The organism is Streptomyces sp. NPDC104202 (genome assembly GCF_055584185.1).
Map to the genome: position 1 here is coordinate 55,982 of NZ_JBVJMN010000047.1, position 14,098 is coordinate 70,079.

The following is a 14,098-nucleotide window of genomic DNA, read 5'->3' on the forward strand; positions in this document are numbered from 1 at the left end:
ACATTGTACGATGCTCCTCCGCCAGATCTCGGAGGACGCACGATGGGTGACCTGAAGCAGTACGGCCTGGTCCGGGCGCAGGAAAGGCTCCGCGACCAGGTCGGGCACGCCCTCCGCGCGGCCCTCATCGCCGGCGAACTGCGGCCGGGCCAGGTCTACTCGGCCCCCGGACTCGCCGCCGACCTCGGCGTCTCCGCCACGCCCGTCCGCGAGGCGATGCTCGACCTGGCCAGGGAGGGCCTGGTCGAACCGGTGCGCAACAAGGGCTTCCGTATCACCGAGGTCAGCGGGCGGGACCTCGACCAGTACACCGAACTGCGCACCCTCATCGAGGTCCCCACCGTCGGCCGCATCGCCGAGACGGCCGACCGGGACCGGCTGGAGGCGCTCCGCCCCGTCGCCGAGGAGATCGTCGCCCGCGCCCGCGACCACGACCTCATCGGCTACCTGGAGGCGGACCGCCGCTTCCACCTCGCGCTGCTGGCCCTCTCCGGCAACGAGCGGCTCGTCGAGACCGTCGGCGAACTCCGCAAGCGCTCCCGGCTCTACGGGCTGACCGCCCTGGACGAGGCGGGAAAGCTGGTCACCTCCGCCGAGGAGCACCTCGAACTCCTCGACCTCATGACCGCGGGCGACGCGCGCGGCGCCGAGGAGTGCATGCGCCGCCACCTCGGCCACGTGCGCTCCCTCTGGGCCGACGACGCCCACGGCGACATCCCCGCCCCGGGCCGCGAGACGTCCACGCCGAGCCGCGGGACGGCTGCCTTGAGCCGCGGGACGGCGCCCTCGCCCCGCGAGGCGGACGTCCCGCGGGGCGAGGGCGCCGGGCGGCCCGGCGTCGCCATCCGCTAGCCGCGTCCTGCACGCGCGATCGGACGGGCGGCACGCGGAGCGCGACACGGACTCCGGCGCAGGCTCCGGGGCGGGCTCCCGCACGAGCACCGAAGCGAGCACGGAACCGGGCTCCGGTGCGAGCACGGAAGCGGACTCCGGTGCGGTCCCCAACTCGGGGTCTCCCAGGGCGAATCGGGACCCTGGACAGCCTCGGGGCGATCTATATGCTGTGGCCATGCTTCCTGCCGCCCCGACGCCCGCGCACGCCGCCGGCGCCGCTTCCGTGCCCCCGCCCGCCACCGCCTCCCGGCTGGCCCAGGTCGGAGCGTCGCCGGTACGGGAGATCCTGGCGCTCACCGCGCGGCCCGAGGTGATCTCCTTCGCCGGGGGTCTGCCCGCCCCCGAGCTGTTCGACGTCGAGGGCATACGGGCGGCCTACGACCGGGTGCTGGCGGAGCAGTCGCAGCACGCGCTCCAGTACTCGACCACGGAGGGCGACCCCGAGCTGCGGACCGCCGTCGCCGAGCGGCTCACCGCCCGCGGCCTGGCCACGGAGGCCGACGACCTGCTCGTCACCACCGGCTCGCAGCAGGCGCTGACGCTCCTCACCACGGCACTCGTCGAGCCCGGCGCCGTCGTGCTCGTCGAGGACCCCTGCTACCTCGCGGCCCTCCAGACCTTCGGCTTCGCGGGGGCCCGGGTCGTCCCCGTGCCCACCGACGACCAGGGCGTCCTCCCGGCCGCCCTCGACGAGATCGCGGCCCGCGAGCAGCCCACCCTCCTCTACCTCGTCCCCACCTTCCAGAACCCCACCGGCCGCACCCTGCCCGCCGACCGCCGCGCCGCCGTCGCCGAGGCCGCGGCCCGCCACGGCTTCTGGATCGTCGAGGACGACCCGTACGGCGAACTGCGCTACGAGGGCGAGCGCGTGCCCTGGATCGCCGCCGGGCCGGCCGCCGCCGACCGCACCGTCCTGCTCGGCTCGTTCTCCAAGGTGATGGCCCCCGGCCTCCGGCTCGGCTTCCTGCGCGCCCCCGCCGGACTGCGCCGCGCCTGCGTCATCGCCAAGCAGGCCGCCGACCTCCACACCTCGACCATCGACCAGGCCGCGGCCGCCCGGTACCTGCGCGACAGCGACCTCGACGCCCACGTCGCCGTCATGCGCGCCGCCTACCGCGAGCGCCGCGACGCGATGCTCGAAGGGCTCCCCGCCGCCCTCCCCGAGGGCGCCCGGTGGAACCGCCCCGAGGGCGGCATGTTCATCTGGGCGACCCTGCCCGCGGGCCACGACGCCACCGCGCTCCTGCGGACGGCCGTCGGCCACGAGGTGGCGTACGTGCCCGGCGCACCCTTCTTCTGCGGCGAGCCCGACCCCGGCGCCATGCGCCTGTCGTTCACCACCCACGCGGCGGACGAGATCAGGGAGGGCCTGCGCAGACTGGCCAAGAGCTTCGTCTGACGCCAGGTCTCCGGCCGCGCGACGGGCCGAGTTGACATACCGGCCCGGCCCCGCGCCGCCGGCCCGGCATGGGCCGACCGGGTGACTTCCGCCCCGCGTCGGCCACGGCCCGGTCACGACCTCGTGTCGTTGTTGGGCCGAACGGGTGAGGAGCGGGAGGATGGGTCCATGAGTAGGTACGAGAGGTACGACGTCACCGACGAGCAGTGGGAGGGCCTGGCGCAGGTCGTGCCGCTGCGCGGACGTGACGAATGGCCGTCCAGGGTCGACCACCGCACGATCCCCGAGCAGTACGAGTCCGCAGAACAGCGCCGCATGGTGGTGCTCCGGGTGCAGGTGTTCGCCGACGCCCGCGAGGTCGCCGAGTACCTCGTCGCCCAGATCCCGGTGCTCCTCGACCTGACGAGCGCCGACACCGAGGTCGCCAAGCGCATCCTCGACTTCAGCAGCGGCGTCGTCTTCGGGCTCGGCAGCGGCATGCACCGCGTCGACCGCAACGTCTTCCTGCTCGCCCCGGCGGGCACGGAGGTCGAGGGCGCGGAGGGCGAGGACGAGGAGGACGTCGTGGGAAGCCGGACGGCCGGCGTCCCCCGATCGTAGGAAGACCATCTCGCCGTAACGGTTCGTCAGGGAATCGGCTGCGTACGGTCCGGGCATGGACCTCACCGGCGGCACCACGCTCGCCCGCACGTCAGACGCGCCTCCCTCCGGCGTCGCCCGCTCCGGCACCGACTCGCCCGTCCGCCCGGACGCCCCCTCCCCGCAGGCCGTCCCCCCGGGACCGCCGCCGTCCGCGACGGGGCCGCGCCCCGGCTCCGGACGCCCCGCCGGCCCCGTCCCGCGCTCGCGTGCCTCCGTCCCCGAGGCACGGGGCCCGTCCGGCGGCGCGGCGGGGCCCGGGCGGGGCGTCGCCCGGCCCGCCGTCACCGAACTGCGCCTGTCCGCGTTCGCGGGGCACCGCGGAGCCGCGCACCCGCTGGGGCCGGTGACGCTCTTCGCCGGCCCCAGCGGCAGCGGGAAGTCCACCACGCTGCGGGCGTACGAGGCGCTCGCGCGGCTCGGCGCCGGGGACCCGCTCGACGAGGTCTTCCCCGACGCCGCCGACCTGGTCCCCGAACGGGCCAGGCCCGACGCCCAGGGGCGGCGCGGCTTCCGGATCGGGTGCACCGTGGACGGTCCGCAGGGGCCGGTCCACCTGGACCTCGCCGTCCAGGCCGAACCCCGGCTGAGGATCGTCGGCGAACGGCTCACCGCACGGGGCCGCACCCTGCTGGCCACCGCGCTGCGCGACCCGGGCCGCAGCACCGTCCAGGCCGCCTGGCACACGGCCGGTGCCACCCCCGTGACCCGCGCACCGCTCCCCGACGACCTGCTCGGCACGGCGCTGCTGCCGCTGCGCGTCGCGGGGAAGACCGCCGGGCAGCTGGAGGTGCTCGCCGCCGCGGAACAGGTGGTGATCGGGCTGATGTCCGCCTTCGCCTGCGACCCCCGGCCCGAGGGGATGAGGGCGCCCGTCCCGCCCGGCGAGGGGCGGCTCCGGCGCGGCTGCGGCAACCTCGCCGAGGTCCTCCACCGCACCCACACCGACTGCCCGCGCCGCCACCAGCGCCTCGCGGCCGTCGCGGGAGCGGGCTGTGCCGGGCCCGTCACCGGGCTCGGCGTCCGGGAACTCCCCGACGGCACGGTCCGGGCCCTCCTCGAACGCGGCGGCCGGCCCCCCACCCCGCTGGGCCGCCTCGGCGACGGCGAGCTCCGCTATCTGGCGCTCGCACTCACGCTGCTCACCGGCCCCGGCGTGCTGGCGATGGACCGGCTCGCGGAGGTGCCCGACGCCATGCAGGGGCTGACGGTGCTCGCCGACGGCCTCGACCGCGGCCTCGACGGCCGGCAGCTGGGCGAACTCCTCGGGCTCGCGGCCGGCATCGCCGCCGACGGCCACGTCCGGCTCGCCGGCACCGTCGGGGAGCGCGTGGCGGAGGAGGCCCGGCGGACGCCCGGGGTGACCGTGGTAGACCTGGCCGGATGACCGACAACCATGACGTGGCCGGACTCCAGCGCAGGCTGGTCGAGTTCGCGGCCGCGCGCGACTGGCAGCCCTACCACACCCCCAAGAACCTGGTGGCGGCGCTCAGCGTCGAGGCCGCCGAACTCCTGGAGATCTTCCAGTGGTTGACGCCGGAGCAGGCGGAGCGGGTGATGGACGACCCCGAGTCGGCGCACCGCGTCTGCGACGAGGTCGCGGACGTCCTCGCCTATCTCCTCCAGTTCTGCGCGGTGCTCGGTGTCGATCCGCTGGAGGCCCTGGCGGCCAAGATCGACCGCAACGAGGTCCGGTTTCCGGCCCGTCGGAGGGCCGGAGGGGACGAGGAAGGGGACGAGGAAGGGGGCGCGGGAGGGGATACGGACGCCGATCGTCACTCTTCGGAGTGATCGGCTTTCCCTCGTCGAGCTTCCTGTCCACAGATTTCCGAATTCCCCTGGTGGAGAGGCTCAGGCTGCCTCACGCTGGGTAATGGATGGAGTGGGTAGCAAGTCGTAGGAACGGGGGCGGCGTTGATGGACGCGGAGCGACTCATCACGCTCGGCCGGCGGGCGCTGGCGGAGAGCGGGACGGCGCAGGACATCGTGGCGGAGGCATGGCAGGCCCAGGCCCTCGCGCAGGCGATAGGGAGTCGACTCGCCCTCTGCGGGCCGATGGAGCTGCGGGGCGACGCGCGGGGGCTGAGTGAGCTCGGGGAGTACCCGATGTGGGGGGCCGGCGGCCCCCGTGCGGCCCAGCTGACCGAAGTGGGGGACCCGCGCGGGACGTTGACCGCGCTGGGGGCGTTACTGGGGGAGGTGGGGATCGCGCTGGTCGGGGTGGCCTGCGCCACCGACGAGGAGGCGCTCTACTGGCAGTGCATCGAGGCCATCGACGCCGCCGACGAGTCGAGCGACCGGGTCCGGGGGATGCTGCGGCGCCTCGCGGTGCGGGACGGCGAGCGGGCCCGCCCGCCCGACCCGGCCCGCGGCCGCGCGGGCCCCGGCCGGGGCCCGGCGTGAACGGCCCCTGGCGGACGGCCGGGGACGCACGGAAGGCGGAGGGTCCGGGCCGGCCCCGCGGCGTCCGGCTAGAAGTCGCCGCCGCGGGGGCCGTGACCGGGACGGCCGGGCTCGCCGTGCTCGCCGCGGTGCCGTCCGGGGAGGTCGTGCGGGCCGGTCCGGTGGGGCTCGCGGTCGTGCTGCTCGGGCTCGTGGCGGTCGGCCGAGGACTGCAGGTCGGCGTCGAGCTGGGAGAGGTCGGCGGAGAGCGCCGCCATGAGCTCCTCCATCTGCTGGAGCAGGCCCTTGGGGGCGTTGGCGGTCTTCTGCTCGGGCACGCACTGTGCTGCCGGCTGTTCGGGAACGGCCCGCTCGGGCGCGGCTTCCTGGGACATGGCTGCCTCCTCGACCGGGACCCCACCGCCGAGGACGGGGCCACGAGAGAGAGCGACGCACCGGCAGCGGCCGCCGGCACGAGGGCCGGGCGGTCCGGCTCCGCCCGAGCCAACGACGGGTCCCGGGCCCCGGTCACTGGCCAGGGCGGACGCGCCCCGCCAGGGGGTCGGATATTCACCCGACCGTGCCGGGGCGGACGGCGGGCTGACGGAGAGGTTGACAGGCACCCGACGGTGCAGGATGGAGGCATGGATCTTCGCATCTTCACGGAACCCCAGCAGGGAGCCGACTACGACACCCTCCTCGCGGTGGCCCGCGCCACCGAGGAGCTCGGATTCGACGCGTTCTTCCGCTCCGACCACTATCTGAGCATGGGCTCCGGCGACGGGCTGCCCGGCCCCACGGACGCCTGGATCACCCTCGCGGGCCTCGCGCGGGAGACCAAGCGCATCCGGCTCGGGACGCTGATGACGGCCGGCACCTTCCGCCTTCCCGGAGTCCTCGCCATCCAGGTGGCCCAGGTGGACCGGATGTCCGGCGGCCGCATCGAACTGGGGCTGGGCGCCGGCTGGTTCGAGGAGGAGCACCGGGCGTACGGCATCCCGTTCCCGCCGGAGAAGTTCGGCCGGCTGGAGGAGCAGCTGGCGATCGTCACGGGGCTGTGGGCGACGGAGGTCGGGAAGACCTTCAGCCACGAGGGGGAGTTCTACCGGCTCACCGACTCGCCCGCGCTGCCCAAGCCGGCGCAGGAGAAGATCCCGGTGCTGATCGGCGGCCACGGCGCGAGCCGGACGCCGCGGCTGGCCGTGCGGTACGCCGACGAGTTCAACATCCCCTTCGCCTCGCTGGAGGAGACCGCGCTCCAGTTCGGCCGGGTCCGGGCCGCCGCCGAGGCGGCCGGACGAGCCGCCGACGACCTGGTCTACTCGAACGCGCTGGTGGTCTGCGTCGGCAAGGACGACGCCGAGGTGGCGCGCCGGGCCGCGGCGATCGGGCGCGACGTGGACGAGCTCCGGGCCAACGGCCTCGCGGGTTCGCCCGCCGAGGTCGTCGACAAGCTGGGACGGTACGCCGAGGTCGGCTCCTCCCGGGTCTACCTCCAGGTCCTCGACCTGGACGACCTGGACCACCTGGAGCTGATCTCCGCGCGCGTCCGTTCGCAGCTGGGTTGAGGGGGGTGAGCAGCCGGTGAAACCGGTCCGTACGCTCGCCGAGGCCCTCCGGGCGGGGGTGGTCGTCCTCGACGGCGGTCTGTCCAACCAGCTGGAGGCGCAGGGCTGCGACCTCTCGGACGCGCTCTGGTCCGCGCGGCTCCTCGCCGACGGCCCCGAGCAGATCGAGGCGGCCCACGCGGCGTACGTACGGGCCGGGGCCCGGGTGCTCATCACCTCCAGCTACCAGGCGAGCTTCGAGGGCTTCGCCCGGCGGGGGAGGGGCCGGGACGCGGCGGCGGGGCTGATGCGCCGGAGCGTGGAGCTGGCCCGGGCGGCGGCGGACCGGGTGACGGAGGAGGTCTGGGTCGCCGCGTCCGTCGGACCGTACGGCGCGGTGCTCGCGGACGGCAGCGAGTACCGGGGCCGGTACGGACGGACCGTGCGGGAGCTGGAGGCGTTCCACCGGCCCAGGATCGAGGCCCTCGCGGCGGCGGCGCCCGACGTCCTGGCGCTGGAGACCGTGCCGGACGTGACGGAGGCGGAGGCGCTGCTGCGGGCGGTGGCCGGGTGCGGGGTGCCGGTGTGGCTCTCGTACACGGTCGAGGGCGGGCGGACCCGGGCGGGCCAGGACCTGGCGGAGGCCTTCGCGGTCGCCGCCGGCGACGAGCGGGTCGTGGCGGTCGGCGTGAACTGCTGCGACCCGGCCGGGGCGGGGGAGGCCGTCGAGCTCGCCGCGGCGGTGACCGGGAAGCCGGCCGTGGTCTACCCCAACAGCGGTGAGCACTGGGACGCCCGTGCGCGCGGCTGGCGCGGCGACCTCGCCTTCGACCCGGCCGCCGCCACCGCCTGGGCCGCCGCCACCGCCTGGGCCGCCTCCGGCGCCCGGCTCGTCGGCGGCTGCTGCCGCGTGGGTCCGGACACGATCAGGGCCCTGGTGTCGGCGCTGGGGGAGACCCATGGCGACGAGGGCGGCGCCGGCGACGACGGCCCCGGCCTCACTGGCGGCCGCGACGGCGGCGGCGACGGGGACGGGCCGCCGGGAGCCTGAGACCGGCCGGGCCGCGGTGGGCCGGCGCGTCGGACCGCGCGTGGATCGGGCCCGGATCGCGGCCCGCCTGCCGGACATCAGCCGGCTGATGGCGTTCGTGCTCCACAGGGGGTGCCGACGCGCGGACCGGCGACGGGGCCGGTGTGCATCGGGTCGGCTTCGGCGCCGGGGCGGGGAAAATGCCTGGTGGGCAGCGGGACGGGCGAACCATACTCGGAAGTGTGTTCCTGACGATCAGTACGACCGGCAACCCGGAGCGACCCGCGACCGACCTCGGCTTCCTGCTGCACAAGCATCCCGAGCGGGCGCAGGAGTTCTCGACCTCGCACGGCACCGCGCACGTCCTCTACCCCGAGGCGAGCACCGAGCGGTGCACGGCCGCACTCCTCCTGGAGGTGGACCCCGTGGCGCTGGTGCGCCGCGGCAAGGGCAAGGGCCGGGGCGGCGCCCCGGACTCGGCGCTCGCGCAGTACGTGAACGACCGGCCCTACGCGGCGTCCTCGCTGCTCGCGGTCGCGCTCGCCAAGGTCTTCAAGACGGCGCTGCACGGCGTCTGCCGGGCGATGCCCGAGCGCGCCGCGGCCCCGCTGCCGCTGCGCGTCGAGGTGCCCGCGCTGCCCGCGCGGGGCGGCGCCGCCCTGGTCAGGGCGCTGTTCGAGCCGCTCGGCTGGGAGACGGTGGAGGCCGAGCCGGTGGCGCTGGACACGGAGTTCCCCGAGTGGGGCGACTCCCGGTACGTCCGGCTGGTCCTGGAGGGCGAGCTGCGGCTCGCGGACGCCCTCAACCACCTGTACGTGCTACTGCCGGTGCTCGACGACGCCAAGCACTACTGGGTCGCGCCCGACGAGGTCGACAAGCTGCTGCGGGCCGGTGACGGCTGGCTGGCGTCCCACCCCGAGCGGAAGCTGATCACCGCCCGCTACCTCTCCCGCCGCTGGGGCCTGGCCCGCGAGGCGACGGAGCGGCTCGAACTGGTCCGGCTCGCCGAGGCGGAGGGGGTCGACGTCGAGGACGTCGACAACGCCGTCGACGAGACCACCGACACCGAGGAGCGGCCGGTGCCGCTCGCCGAGCGGCGGCGCGAGGCGATCCTCGCCGCGCTGGCCGACGCCGGGGCCGCCCGGGTGCTCGACCTCGGCTGCGGGCAGGGCCAGCTGGTGCAGGCCCTGCTCAAGGACGTCCGCCACACCGAGATCGTCGGCGTCGACGTGTCCGTCCGCGCCCTGACCGTCGCCGCGCGACGGCTGCGGCTCGACCGGATGGGGGAGCGGCAGGCCGCCCGCGTGAAGCTGGTCCAGGGCTCCCTGGCGTACACCGACAAGCGGCTGACCGGCTATGACGCGGCCGTGCTCAGCGAGGTGATCGAGCACCTGGACCTGCCGAGGCTGCCGGCCCTGGAGTACGCGGTGTTCGGCTCGGCGCGGCCCCGCACGGTCGTGGTGACCACGCCGAACGTCGAGTACAACGTGCGCTGGGAGTCGCTCCCGGCCGGCCACGTCCGGCACGGCGACCACCGGTTCGAGTGGACCCGCGAGGAGTTCCGAGGCTGGGCGGCCGGGGTCGCGGGGCGGTACGGGTACGACGTCGGGTTCACCCCCGTCGGCCCCGACGACCCCGAGGTCGGCCCGCCCACCCAGATGGCCGTCTTCACCCGTACCGACGCGACCTCGAAGGAGGCCACGGCATGACCCGCACCCTGCCCGTCACCGACCTGTCCCTGGTCGTCCTCGTCGGCGCGACCGGCTCCGGCAAGTCCACCTTCGCCCGGCGCCACTTCAAGCCGACCGAGGTCGTCTCGTCCGACTTCTGCCGGGGGCTCGTCGCCGACGACGAGAACGACCAGTCCGCCAGCAGGGACGCCTTCGACGTCCTCCACTACATCGTGGGCAAGCGCCTGGAGGCGGGACGGCTGACCGTCGTCGACGCCACCAACGTGCAGCAGGAGGCCCGTCGCCGGCTCGTGGAGCTGGCCAGGACGCACGACGTGCTGCCGATCGCGATCGTGCTCGACCTGCCCGAGGAGGTGTGCCGCGAGCGGAACGCCGGCCGGCCCGACCGGGCGGACCTGCCCGCGCACGTCATCCAGCGCCACCGCCGCGAACTGCGCCGCTCGCTGCGCGGGCTGGAGCGCGAGGGCTTCCGCAAGGTCCACGTCCTGCGCTCCGTCGAGGAGGCGGAGGAGGCGGCCGTCGTCCTGGAGCGCCGCTTCAACGACCTGCGCCACCTCACCGGCCCCTTCGACGTCATCGGCGACGTCCACGGCTGCAGCTCCGAGCTGGAGACCCTGCTCGCCAGGCTCGGGTACGTCGACGGGCACCACCCCGAGGGCCGCACGGCGGTCTTCGTCGGTGACCTCGTCGACCGCGGCCCGGACTCGCCGGGCGTCCTGCGCCGGGTGATGGGCATGGTCGCGGCGGGCGACGCGCTCTGCGTCCCCGGCAACCACGAGAACAAGCTGGGCCGCTGGCTGAAGGGCCGGAAGGTCCAGGAGACCCACGGGCTCGCCGAGACCATCGAGCAGCTGGCGGGGGAGAGCGAGGAGTTCCGCGCCGAGGTCGCGCGCTTCATCGAGGGCCTCGTCAGCCACTACGTGCTCGACGGCGGCGCCCTCGTCGTCTGCCACGCCGGTCTGCCGGAGAAGTACCACGGCCGCACGTCGGGCCGGGTCCGCTCGCACGCCCTGTACGGGGACACCACCGGCGAGACCGACGAGTTCGGGCTGCCGGTGCGCTACCCGTGGGCGGAGGAGTACCGGGGCCGGGCGACCGTCGTCTACGGCCACACCCCGGTGCCCACCACCTCGTGGGTCAACAACACCATCTGCCTGGACACCGGCGCCGTGTTCGGCGGGAGGATGACCGCGCTGCGCTGGCCGGAGCGCGAACTCGTCGACGTCCCGGCCGAGCGCGTCTGGTACGAGCCGGCCAGGCCGCTCACCACCGACGCGCCCGGCGGCCACCAGGGACGCCCGCTGGACCTGGCCGACGTGCACGGCCGCCGGATCGTGGAGACCCGCCACCTCGGCAACGTCGCGGTGCGGGAGGAGAACGCGGCGGCGGCCCTGGAGGTCATGAGCCGCTTCGCCGTCGACCCCCGGCTGCTCGCCTACCTGCCGCCGACGATGGCGCCGACCGCCACCTCGCGCGCCGAGGGGTACCTGGAGCACCCGGCCGAGGCGTTCGCCCAGTACCGGGCGGACGGCGTCGGGCGGGTCGTGTGCGAGGAGAAGCACATGGGCTCCCGGGCCGTGGCCCTGGTCTGCCGCGACGAGGAGGCGGCGCGCGAGCGCTTCGGCGTCACCGGGGTCACCGGCGCGCTGCACACCCGGACCGGGCGGCCGTTCTTCGACGACGGCGCCGTCACCGAGGAGGTCCTCGGCCGGCTGCGGACCGCGATCGGCGCCGCCGGGCTCTGGGAGGAGCTCGACACCGACTGGCTGCTGCTCGACGGCGAGCTGATGCCGTGGTCGCTGAAGTCGGCCGGACTGCTGCGCGCCCAGTACGCCGCCGTCGGCGCGGCCTCCGGCGCCGTCCTCCCCGAGGTGGTCGGCGCCCTGGAGCGGGCGGTGGCCCGCGGGGTCGAGGGGCTCGACGGACTGCTCGCCGGGCAGCGGGACCGGGTGGGGGACGCGGCGGCGTTCACCGAGGCGTACCGCAGGTACTGCTGGTCGACCGAGGGACTGGACGGGGTGCGGTTCGCGCCCTTCCAGATCCTGGCGGCTCGCGGCAGCTCGCTCGCCGCGCTCCCGCACGACGAGCAGCTGGCCCTGCTCGACCGGCTGGTGGAGCACGACCCGACCGGGCTGCTCCAGGTCACCCGCCGGCTCGTCGTCGACACCGGCGACGAGGTGTCGGTCAAGGCCGGCACCGACTGGTGGCTGGAGCTGACCGCGGCCGGGGGCGAGGGCATGGTCGTCAAGCCGCTGGCGGCGCTCGTCCGCGACCCCGGGGGCCGGCTCGCCCAGCCGGGGATCAAGGTGCGCGGCCGGGAGTACCTGCGGATCATCTACGGCCCCGAGTACACCCGGCCGGAGAACCTGGAGCGGCTGCGGCAGCGGTTCCTCGGCCACAAGCGGTCGCTGGCGCTGCGCGAGTACGCCCTCGGCCTGGAGGCGCTCGACCGGCTGGCGGACGGAGAACCGCTCTGGCGGGTGCACGAGGCCGTCTTCGCGGTCCTCGCCCTCGAATCGGAGCCGGTCGACCCCCGGCTCTGACCCGGCCGCGCGGCGCCGCCGCGCGCGGACGCCGGCGGGAGCGCCGCCCCGGGGCGGCTTCGCGAAGCCTTCACCAAGGCTTCGCGAAGCCGCCCCGCGGTCGTTCCCGGGGGCGCAGGGCCTCCGGTGACGGCGCTTCCCTGCGCCCCTCATGCCCGGTGACGCGTTTCCCCCGCACCCTCTAGCGTTCTTCACCCCGTGACGTGACACAACGTCAACTCTGTGACAGAGATGGCCACATGAGGTGGGAACAAGCGCACGAAAGAAGCCGGTCGACCCTCCGCGGGCGGTCTTCCGCGGAGGACCGGCGAACGGTACGGGGGGTGGGCGGGCCATGAGTCTCTTCGGCCAGGACCGCTCCTTCCTCCACGCCCTCCCGGCGGCCGACCGGCGGGCACTGCTCGCCGAGGGGGCCCGCCGCGTCTACGAGCCGGGGGAGGTGATGATCCGCGAACGCGACACCAGCGCCTACGTCCTCGCCCTGCTCTCCGGCTGGTCCGTGGTCTCCGTCGGCACCGAGCGCGGCTCGCGCCTCATCCTCGCCCTGAGGGGCGCCGGCGAGGTCGTCGGCGACCTCGCCGCGGTCGACCTGCGCCCGCGCAGCGCCAGCGTCACGGCGCTCGGCTCCGTCGAGGCCGTCGCCGTCTCCGGCGACCGGTTCCGGCGCTTCCTCGCCGCCCGGCCGCACGCCACCGCGCTGATCATGCGCCAGCTCGCCACCCGGCTCCGCAGCGCCGACGTCGAACGGCGGTCACTCGCCTCCGAGACCGTCCTCCAGCGCCTCGCGGCCCGGCTCGTCGAGCTGGCCGAGCGCGCGGGCAGACCCGCCGGCGCCGGCACCGTCCTCGAACTCCCGCTTCCCCAGCACGACCTGGCCGCCGCCATCGGAGCGACCCGGGAGGCGGTCGCCAAGGCGCTGCGCCTGCTGCGGGAACAGGACGTCGTCCGCACCGCCCACCGCACCGTCGTCGTCCTCGACATGCCGGTGCTCGTGCTGCTCGCCGAGGGGCGCGCACGCCCCGGCGCGGAACGGGCGGACGAATCTCCGCCGGATGTGTAAACGGCTACAGCGCCGGTCGCGGACGGCGACCACCCTGGAGACGCGCCCCCGGCACGCGACCGCCGCCGGAGGCCGCGCACCACCGACGAGGAGCCGCCGGGGAGACCACGGACCACGGCACCACAGCGCCACGGCATCGAGCGGCACGACGCATCACACAGGGAGTCCGAGTGAGCAGTGCGGGAGCGAGCGGGGTGGAGGGCGGCATCCACCGGTTCGTCGTCTTCGGAGACATCTGCGGGTCCGGAGCCATGGACATGGCCGAGAAGGAACTGCACCGCGCCGCGATGTACGACGCCTTCGACGAGGCCTACAGCTCCGTCGGGGTCGAGCCCGGCACCTTCCACCAGGAGGACCGGGGCGACGGCATCCTCGCCGCCCTGCGCCCCGACGTACCGCCGACCCTCATGGTCGGACGGTGGATCGACACCCTGTACGAGAGCCTGCGCGAGCACAACGCGGGCCGGGACCGGCGGCTGCGGCTGCGGATCGGCATGAACGCCGGGCTGGTCGTCCAGGACCGGCACGGCCTCGTCGGCCGTGCGGTGGACCTCGCCGCCCGGCTCTGCGACAGCCCCCCGGCCAAGCAGCTCATGGCGGAGGCCGCCGACGTCGACCTGCTCGTCGTGGTCTCCGACTGGCTGTACGAGAACGTCGTGTCGCTCGGCGGCCGTTACGTGGAGCCGGACCACTACCGGCAGTCCCGCGTCCGCGCCAAGGAGACCGACGAGGCGGCCTGGTTCCACGTGCCGCGCAGGACCGAGCCGCCGTTCGCGGGCGGACCACAGACCGGCGTTGGGGGGGGGGGGGGGGGGGGGGGGAGGGCCGCAGGGGAGGGGAACAAAACCGAAAAAGAGGGGGGGGGGGGGAGGGGGTGGGTTTTTTTTTTTTGCCCCTTTTTTGGCCCTGCTCT

Annotated in this window: 13 protein-coding genes; 12 read left to right on the plus strand and 1 reads right to left on the minus strand. The window is 75.1% G+C overall.

Going from position 1 to position 14,098, the window contains the following annotated elements; translation table 11 throughout:
* Positions 1–42 precede the first annotated feature (42 nt).
* The 6 genes from ACZ60W_RS26570 to ACZ60W_RS26595 all read left to right on the plus strand — a co-directional run bounded on the left by ACZ60W_RS26570 (position 43) and on the right by ACZ60W_RS26595 (position 5,335).
* Positions 43–852: a GntR family transcriptional regulator gene (locus tag ACZ60W_RS26570; protein WP_469757892.1), complete on the plus strand. Its 810-nt coding sequence runs from the start codon at positions 43–45 to the stop codon at positions 850–852.
* 217 nt (positions 853–1,069) lie between these two features.
* A complete protein-coding gene (locus ACZ60W_RS26575) occupies positions 1,070–2,293 on the plus strand; it encodes an aminotransferase-like domain-containing protein (RefSeq protein WP_469757893.1) in 1,224 nt (407 codons plus the stop codon).
* Positions 2,294–2,461: 168 nt separating this feature from the next.
* Positions 2,462–2,893: a cell division protein SepF gene (locus ACZ60W_RS26580; protein WP_469757894.1), complete on the plus strand. Its 432-nt coding sequence runs from the start codon at positions 2,462–2,464 to the stop codon at positions 2,891–2,893.
* A gap of 55 nt (positions 2,894–2,948) precedes the next feature.
* Positions 2,949–4,319, plus strand: a complete 1,371-nt coding sequence (locus ACZ60W_RS26585; protein ID WP_469757895.1) for an AAA family ATPase — start codon at positions 2,949–2,951, stop codon at positions 4,317–4,319.
* Complete coding sequence (locus ACZ60W_RS26590) at positions 4,316–4,723, plus strand: nucleotide pyrophosphohydrolase (protein ID WP_469757896.1); 408 nt, start codon at positions 4,316–4,318, stop codon at positions 4,721–4,723. Before ACZ60W_RS26585 ends, ACZ60W_RS26590 begins: the two co-directional genes overlap by 4 nt.
* A gap of 126 nt (positions 4,724–4,849) precedes the next feature.
* Positions 4,850–5,335: a DUF6099 family protein gene (locus ACZ60W_RS26595; RefSeq protein WP_469757897.1), complete on the plus strand. Its 486-nt coding sequence runs from the start codon at positions 4,850–4,852 to the stop codon at positions 5,333–5,335.
* A 68-nt stretch (positions 5,336–5,403) separates the two neighbouring features.
* On the opposite strand, the gene ACZ60W_RS26600 is transcribed toward ACZ60W_RS26595, so the two are convergent.
* Entirely contained in the window at positions 5,404–5,709 is a 306-nt protein-coding gene (locus ACZ60W_RS26600) for a hypothetical protein (RefSeq protein WP_469757904.1), read from the minus strand.
* A 249-nt stretch (positions 5,710–5,958) separates the two neighbouring features.
* On the opposite strand from ACZ60W_RS26600, the gene ACZ60W_RS26605 reads away from it, so the two are divergent.
* The 6 genes from ACZ60W_RS26605 to ACZ60W_RS26630 all read left to right on the plus strand — a co-directional run.
* Positions 5,959–6,882 (plus strand): LLM class F420-dependent oxidoreductase, encoded by a 924-nt coding sequence (locus tag ACZ60W_RS26605; RefSeq protein WP_469757898.1) that lies wholly within the window; start codon positions 5,959–5,961, stop codon positions 6,880–6,882.
* Positions 6,883–6,898: 16 nt separating this feature from the next.
* Positions 6,899–7,912 carry a homocysteine S-methyltransferase gene (mmuM, locus tag ACZ60W_RS26610; RefSeq protein WP_469757899.1) on the plus strand — a complete coding sequence of 338 codons (1,014 nt, stop codon included), beginning with the start codon at positions 6,899–6,901 and terminating at the stop codon, positions 7,910–7,912.
* A gap of 221 nt (positions 7,913–8,133) precedes the next feature.
* Positions 8,134–9,600: a 3' terminal RNA ribose 2'-O-methyltransferase Hen1 gene (locus ACZ60W_RS26615; protein ID WP_469757900.1), complete on the plus strand. Its 1,467-nt coding sequence runs from the start codon at positions 8,134–8,136 to the stop codon at positions 9,598–9,600.
* Positions 9,597–12,125 (plus strand): polynucleotide kinase-phosphatase, encoded by a 2,529-nt coding sequence (locus tag ACZ60W_RS26620; protein WP_469757901.1) that lies wholly within the window; start codon positions 9,597–9,599, stop codon positions 12,123–12,125. Before ACZ60W_RS26615 ends, ACZ60W_RS26620 begins: the two co-directional genes overlap by 4 nt.
* A gap of 334 nt (positions 12,126–12,459) precedes the next feature.
* Positions 12,460–13,185 carry a Crp/Fnr family transcriptional regulator gene (locus tag ACZ60W_RS26625; protein WP_469757902.1) on the plus strand — a complete coding sequence of 242 codons (726 nt, stop codon included), beginning with the start codon at positions 12,460–12,462 and terminating at the stop codon, positions 13,183–13,185.
* Positions 13,186–13,355: 170 nt separating this feature from the next.
* Positions 13,356–14,098 (plus strand): nucleotidyl cyclase domain-containing protein (locus tag ACZ60W_RS26630; protein ID WP_469757903.1); only part of this gene is annotated, 743 nt, incomplete at its 3' end.

What these genes read in the sequence shown, in the direction of transcription:
- ACZ60W_RS26600 (WP_469757904.1), bottom strand. Translation starts at nt 5,709, where the DNA reads ATGTCCCAGGAAGCCGCGCCCGAGCGGGCCGTTCCCGAACAGCCGGCA.
- ACZ60W_RS26625 (WP_469757902.1), top strand. Translation starts at nt 12,460, where the DNA reads ATGAGTCTCTTCGGCCAGGACCGCTCCTTCCTCCACGCCCTCCCGGCG.
- ACZ60W_RS26570 (WP_469757892.1), top strand. Translation starts at nt 43, where the DNA reads ATGGGTGACCTGAAGCAGTACGGCCTGGTCCGGGCGCAGGAAAGGCTC.
- ACZ60W_RS26575 (WP_469757893.1), top strand. Translation starts at nt 1,070, where the DNA reads ATGCTTCCTGCCGCCCCGACGCCCGCGCACGCCGCCGGCGCCGCTTCC.
- ACZ60W_RS26620 (WP_469757901.1), top strand. Translation starts at nt 9,597, where the DNA reads ATGACCCGCACCCTGCCCGTCACCGACCTGTCCCTGGTCGTCCTCGTC.
- ACZ60W_RS26590 (WP_469757896.1), top strand. Translation starts at nt 4,316, where the DNA reads ATGACCGACAACCATGACGTGGCCGGACTCCAGCGCAGGCTGGTCGAG.
- ACZ60W_RS26605 (WP_469757898.1), top strand. Translation starts at nt 5,959, where the DNA reads ATGGATCTTCGCATCTTCACGGAACCCCAGCAGGGAGCCGACTACGAC.
- ACZ60W_RS26595 (WP_469757897.1), top strand. Translation starts at nt 4,850, where the DNA reads ATGGACGCGGAGCGACTCATCACGCTCGGCCGGCGGGCGCTGGCGGAG.
- ACZ60W_RS26580 (WP_469757894.1), top strand. Translation starts at nt 2,462, where the DNA reads ATGAGTAGGTACGAGAGGTACGACGTCACCGACGAGCAGTGGGAGGGC.
- ACZ60W_RS26585 (WP_469757895.1), top strand. Translation starts at nt 2,949, where the DNA reads ATGGACCTCACCGGCGGCACCACGCTCGCCCGCACGTCAGACGCGCCT.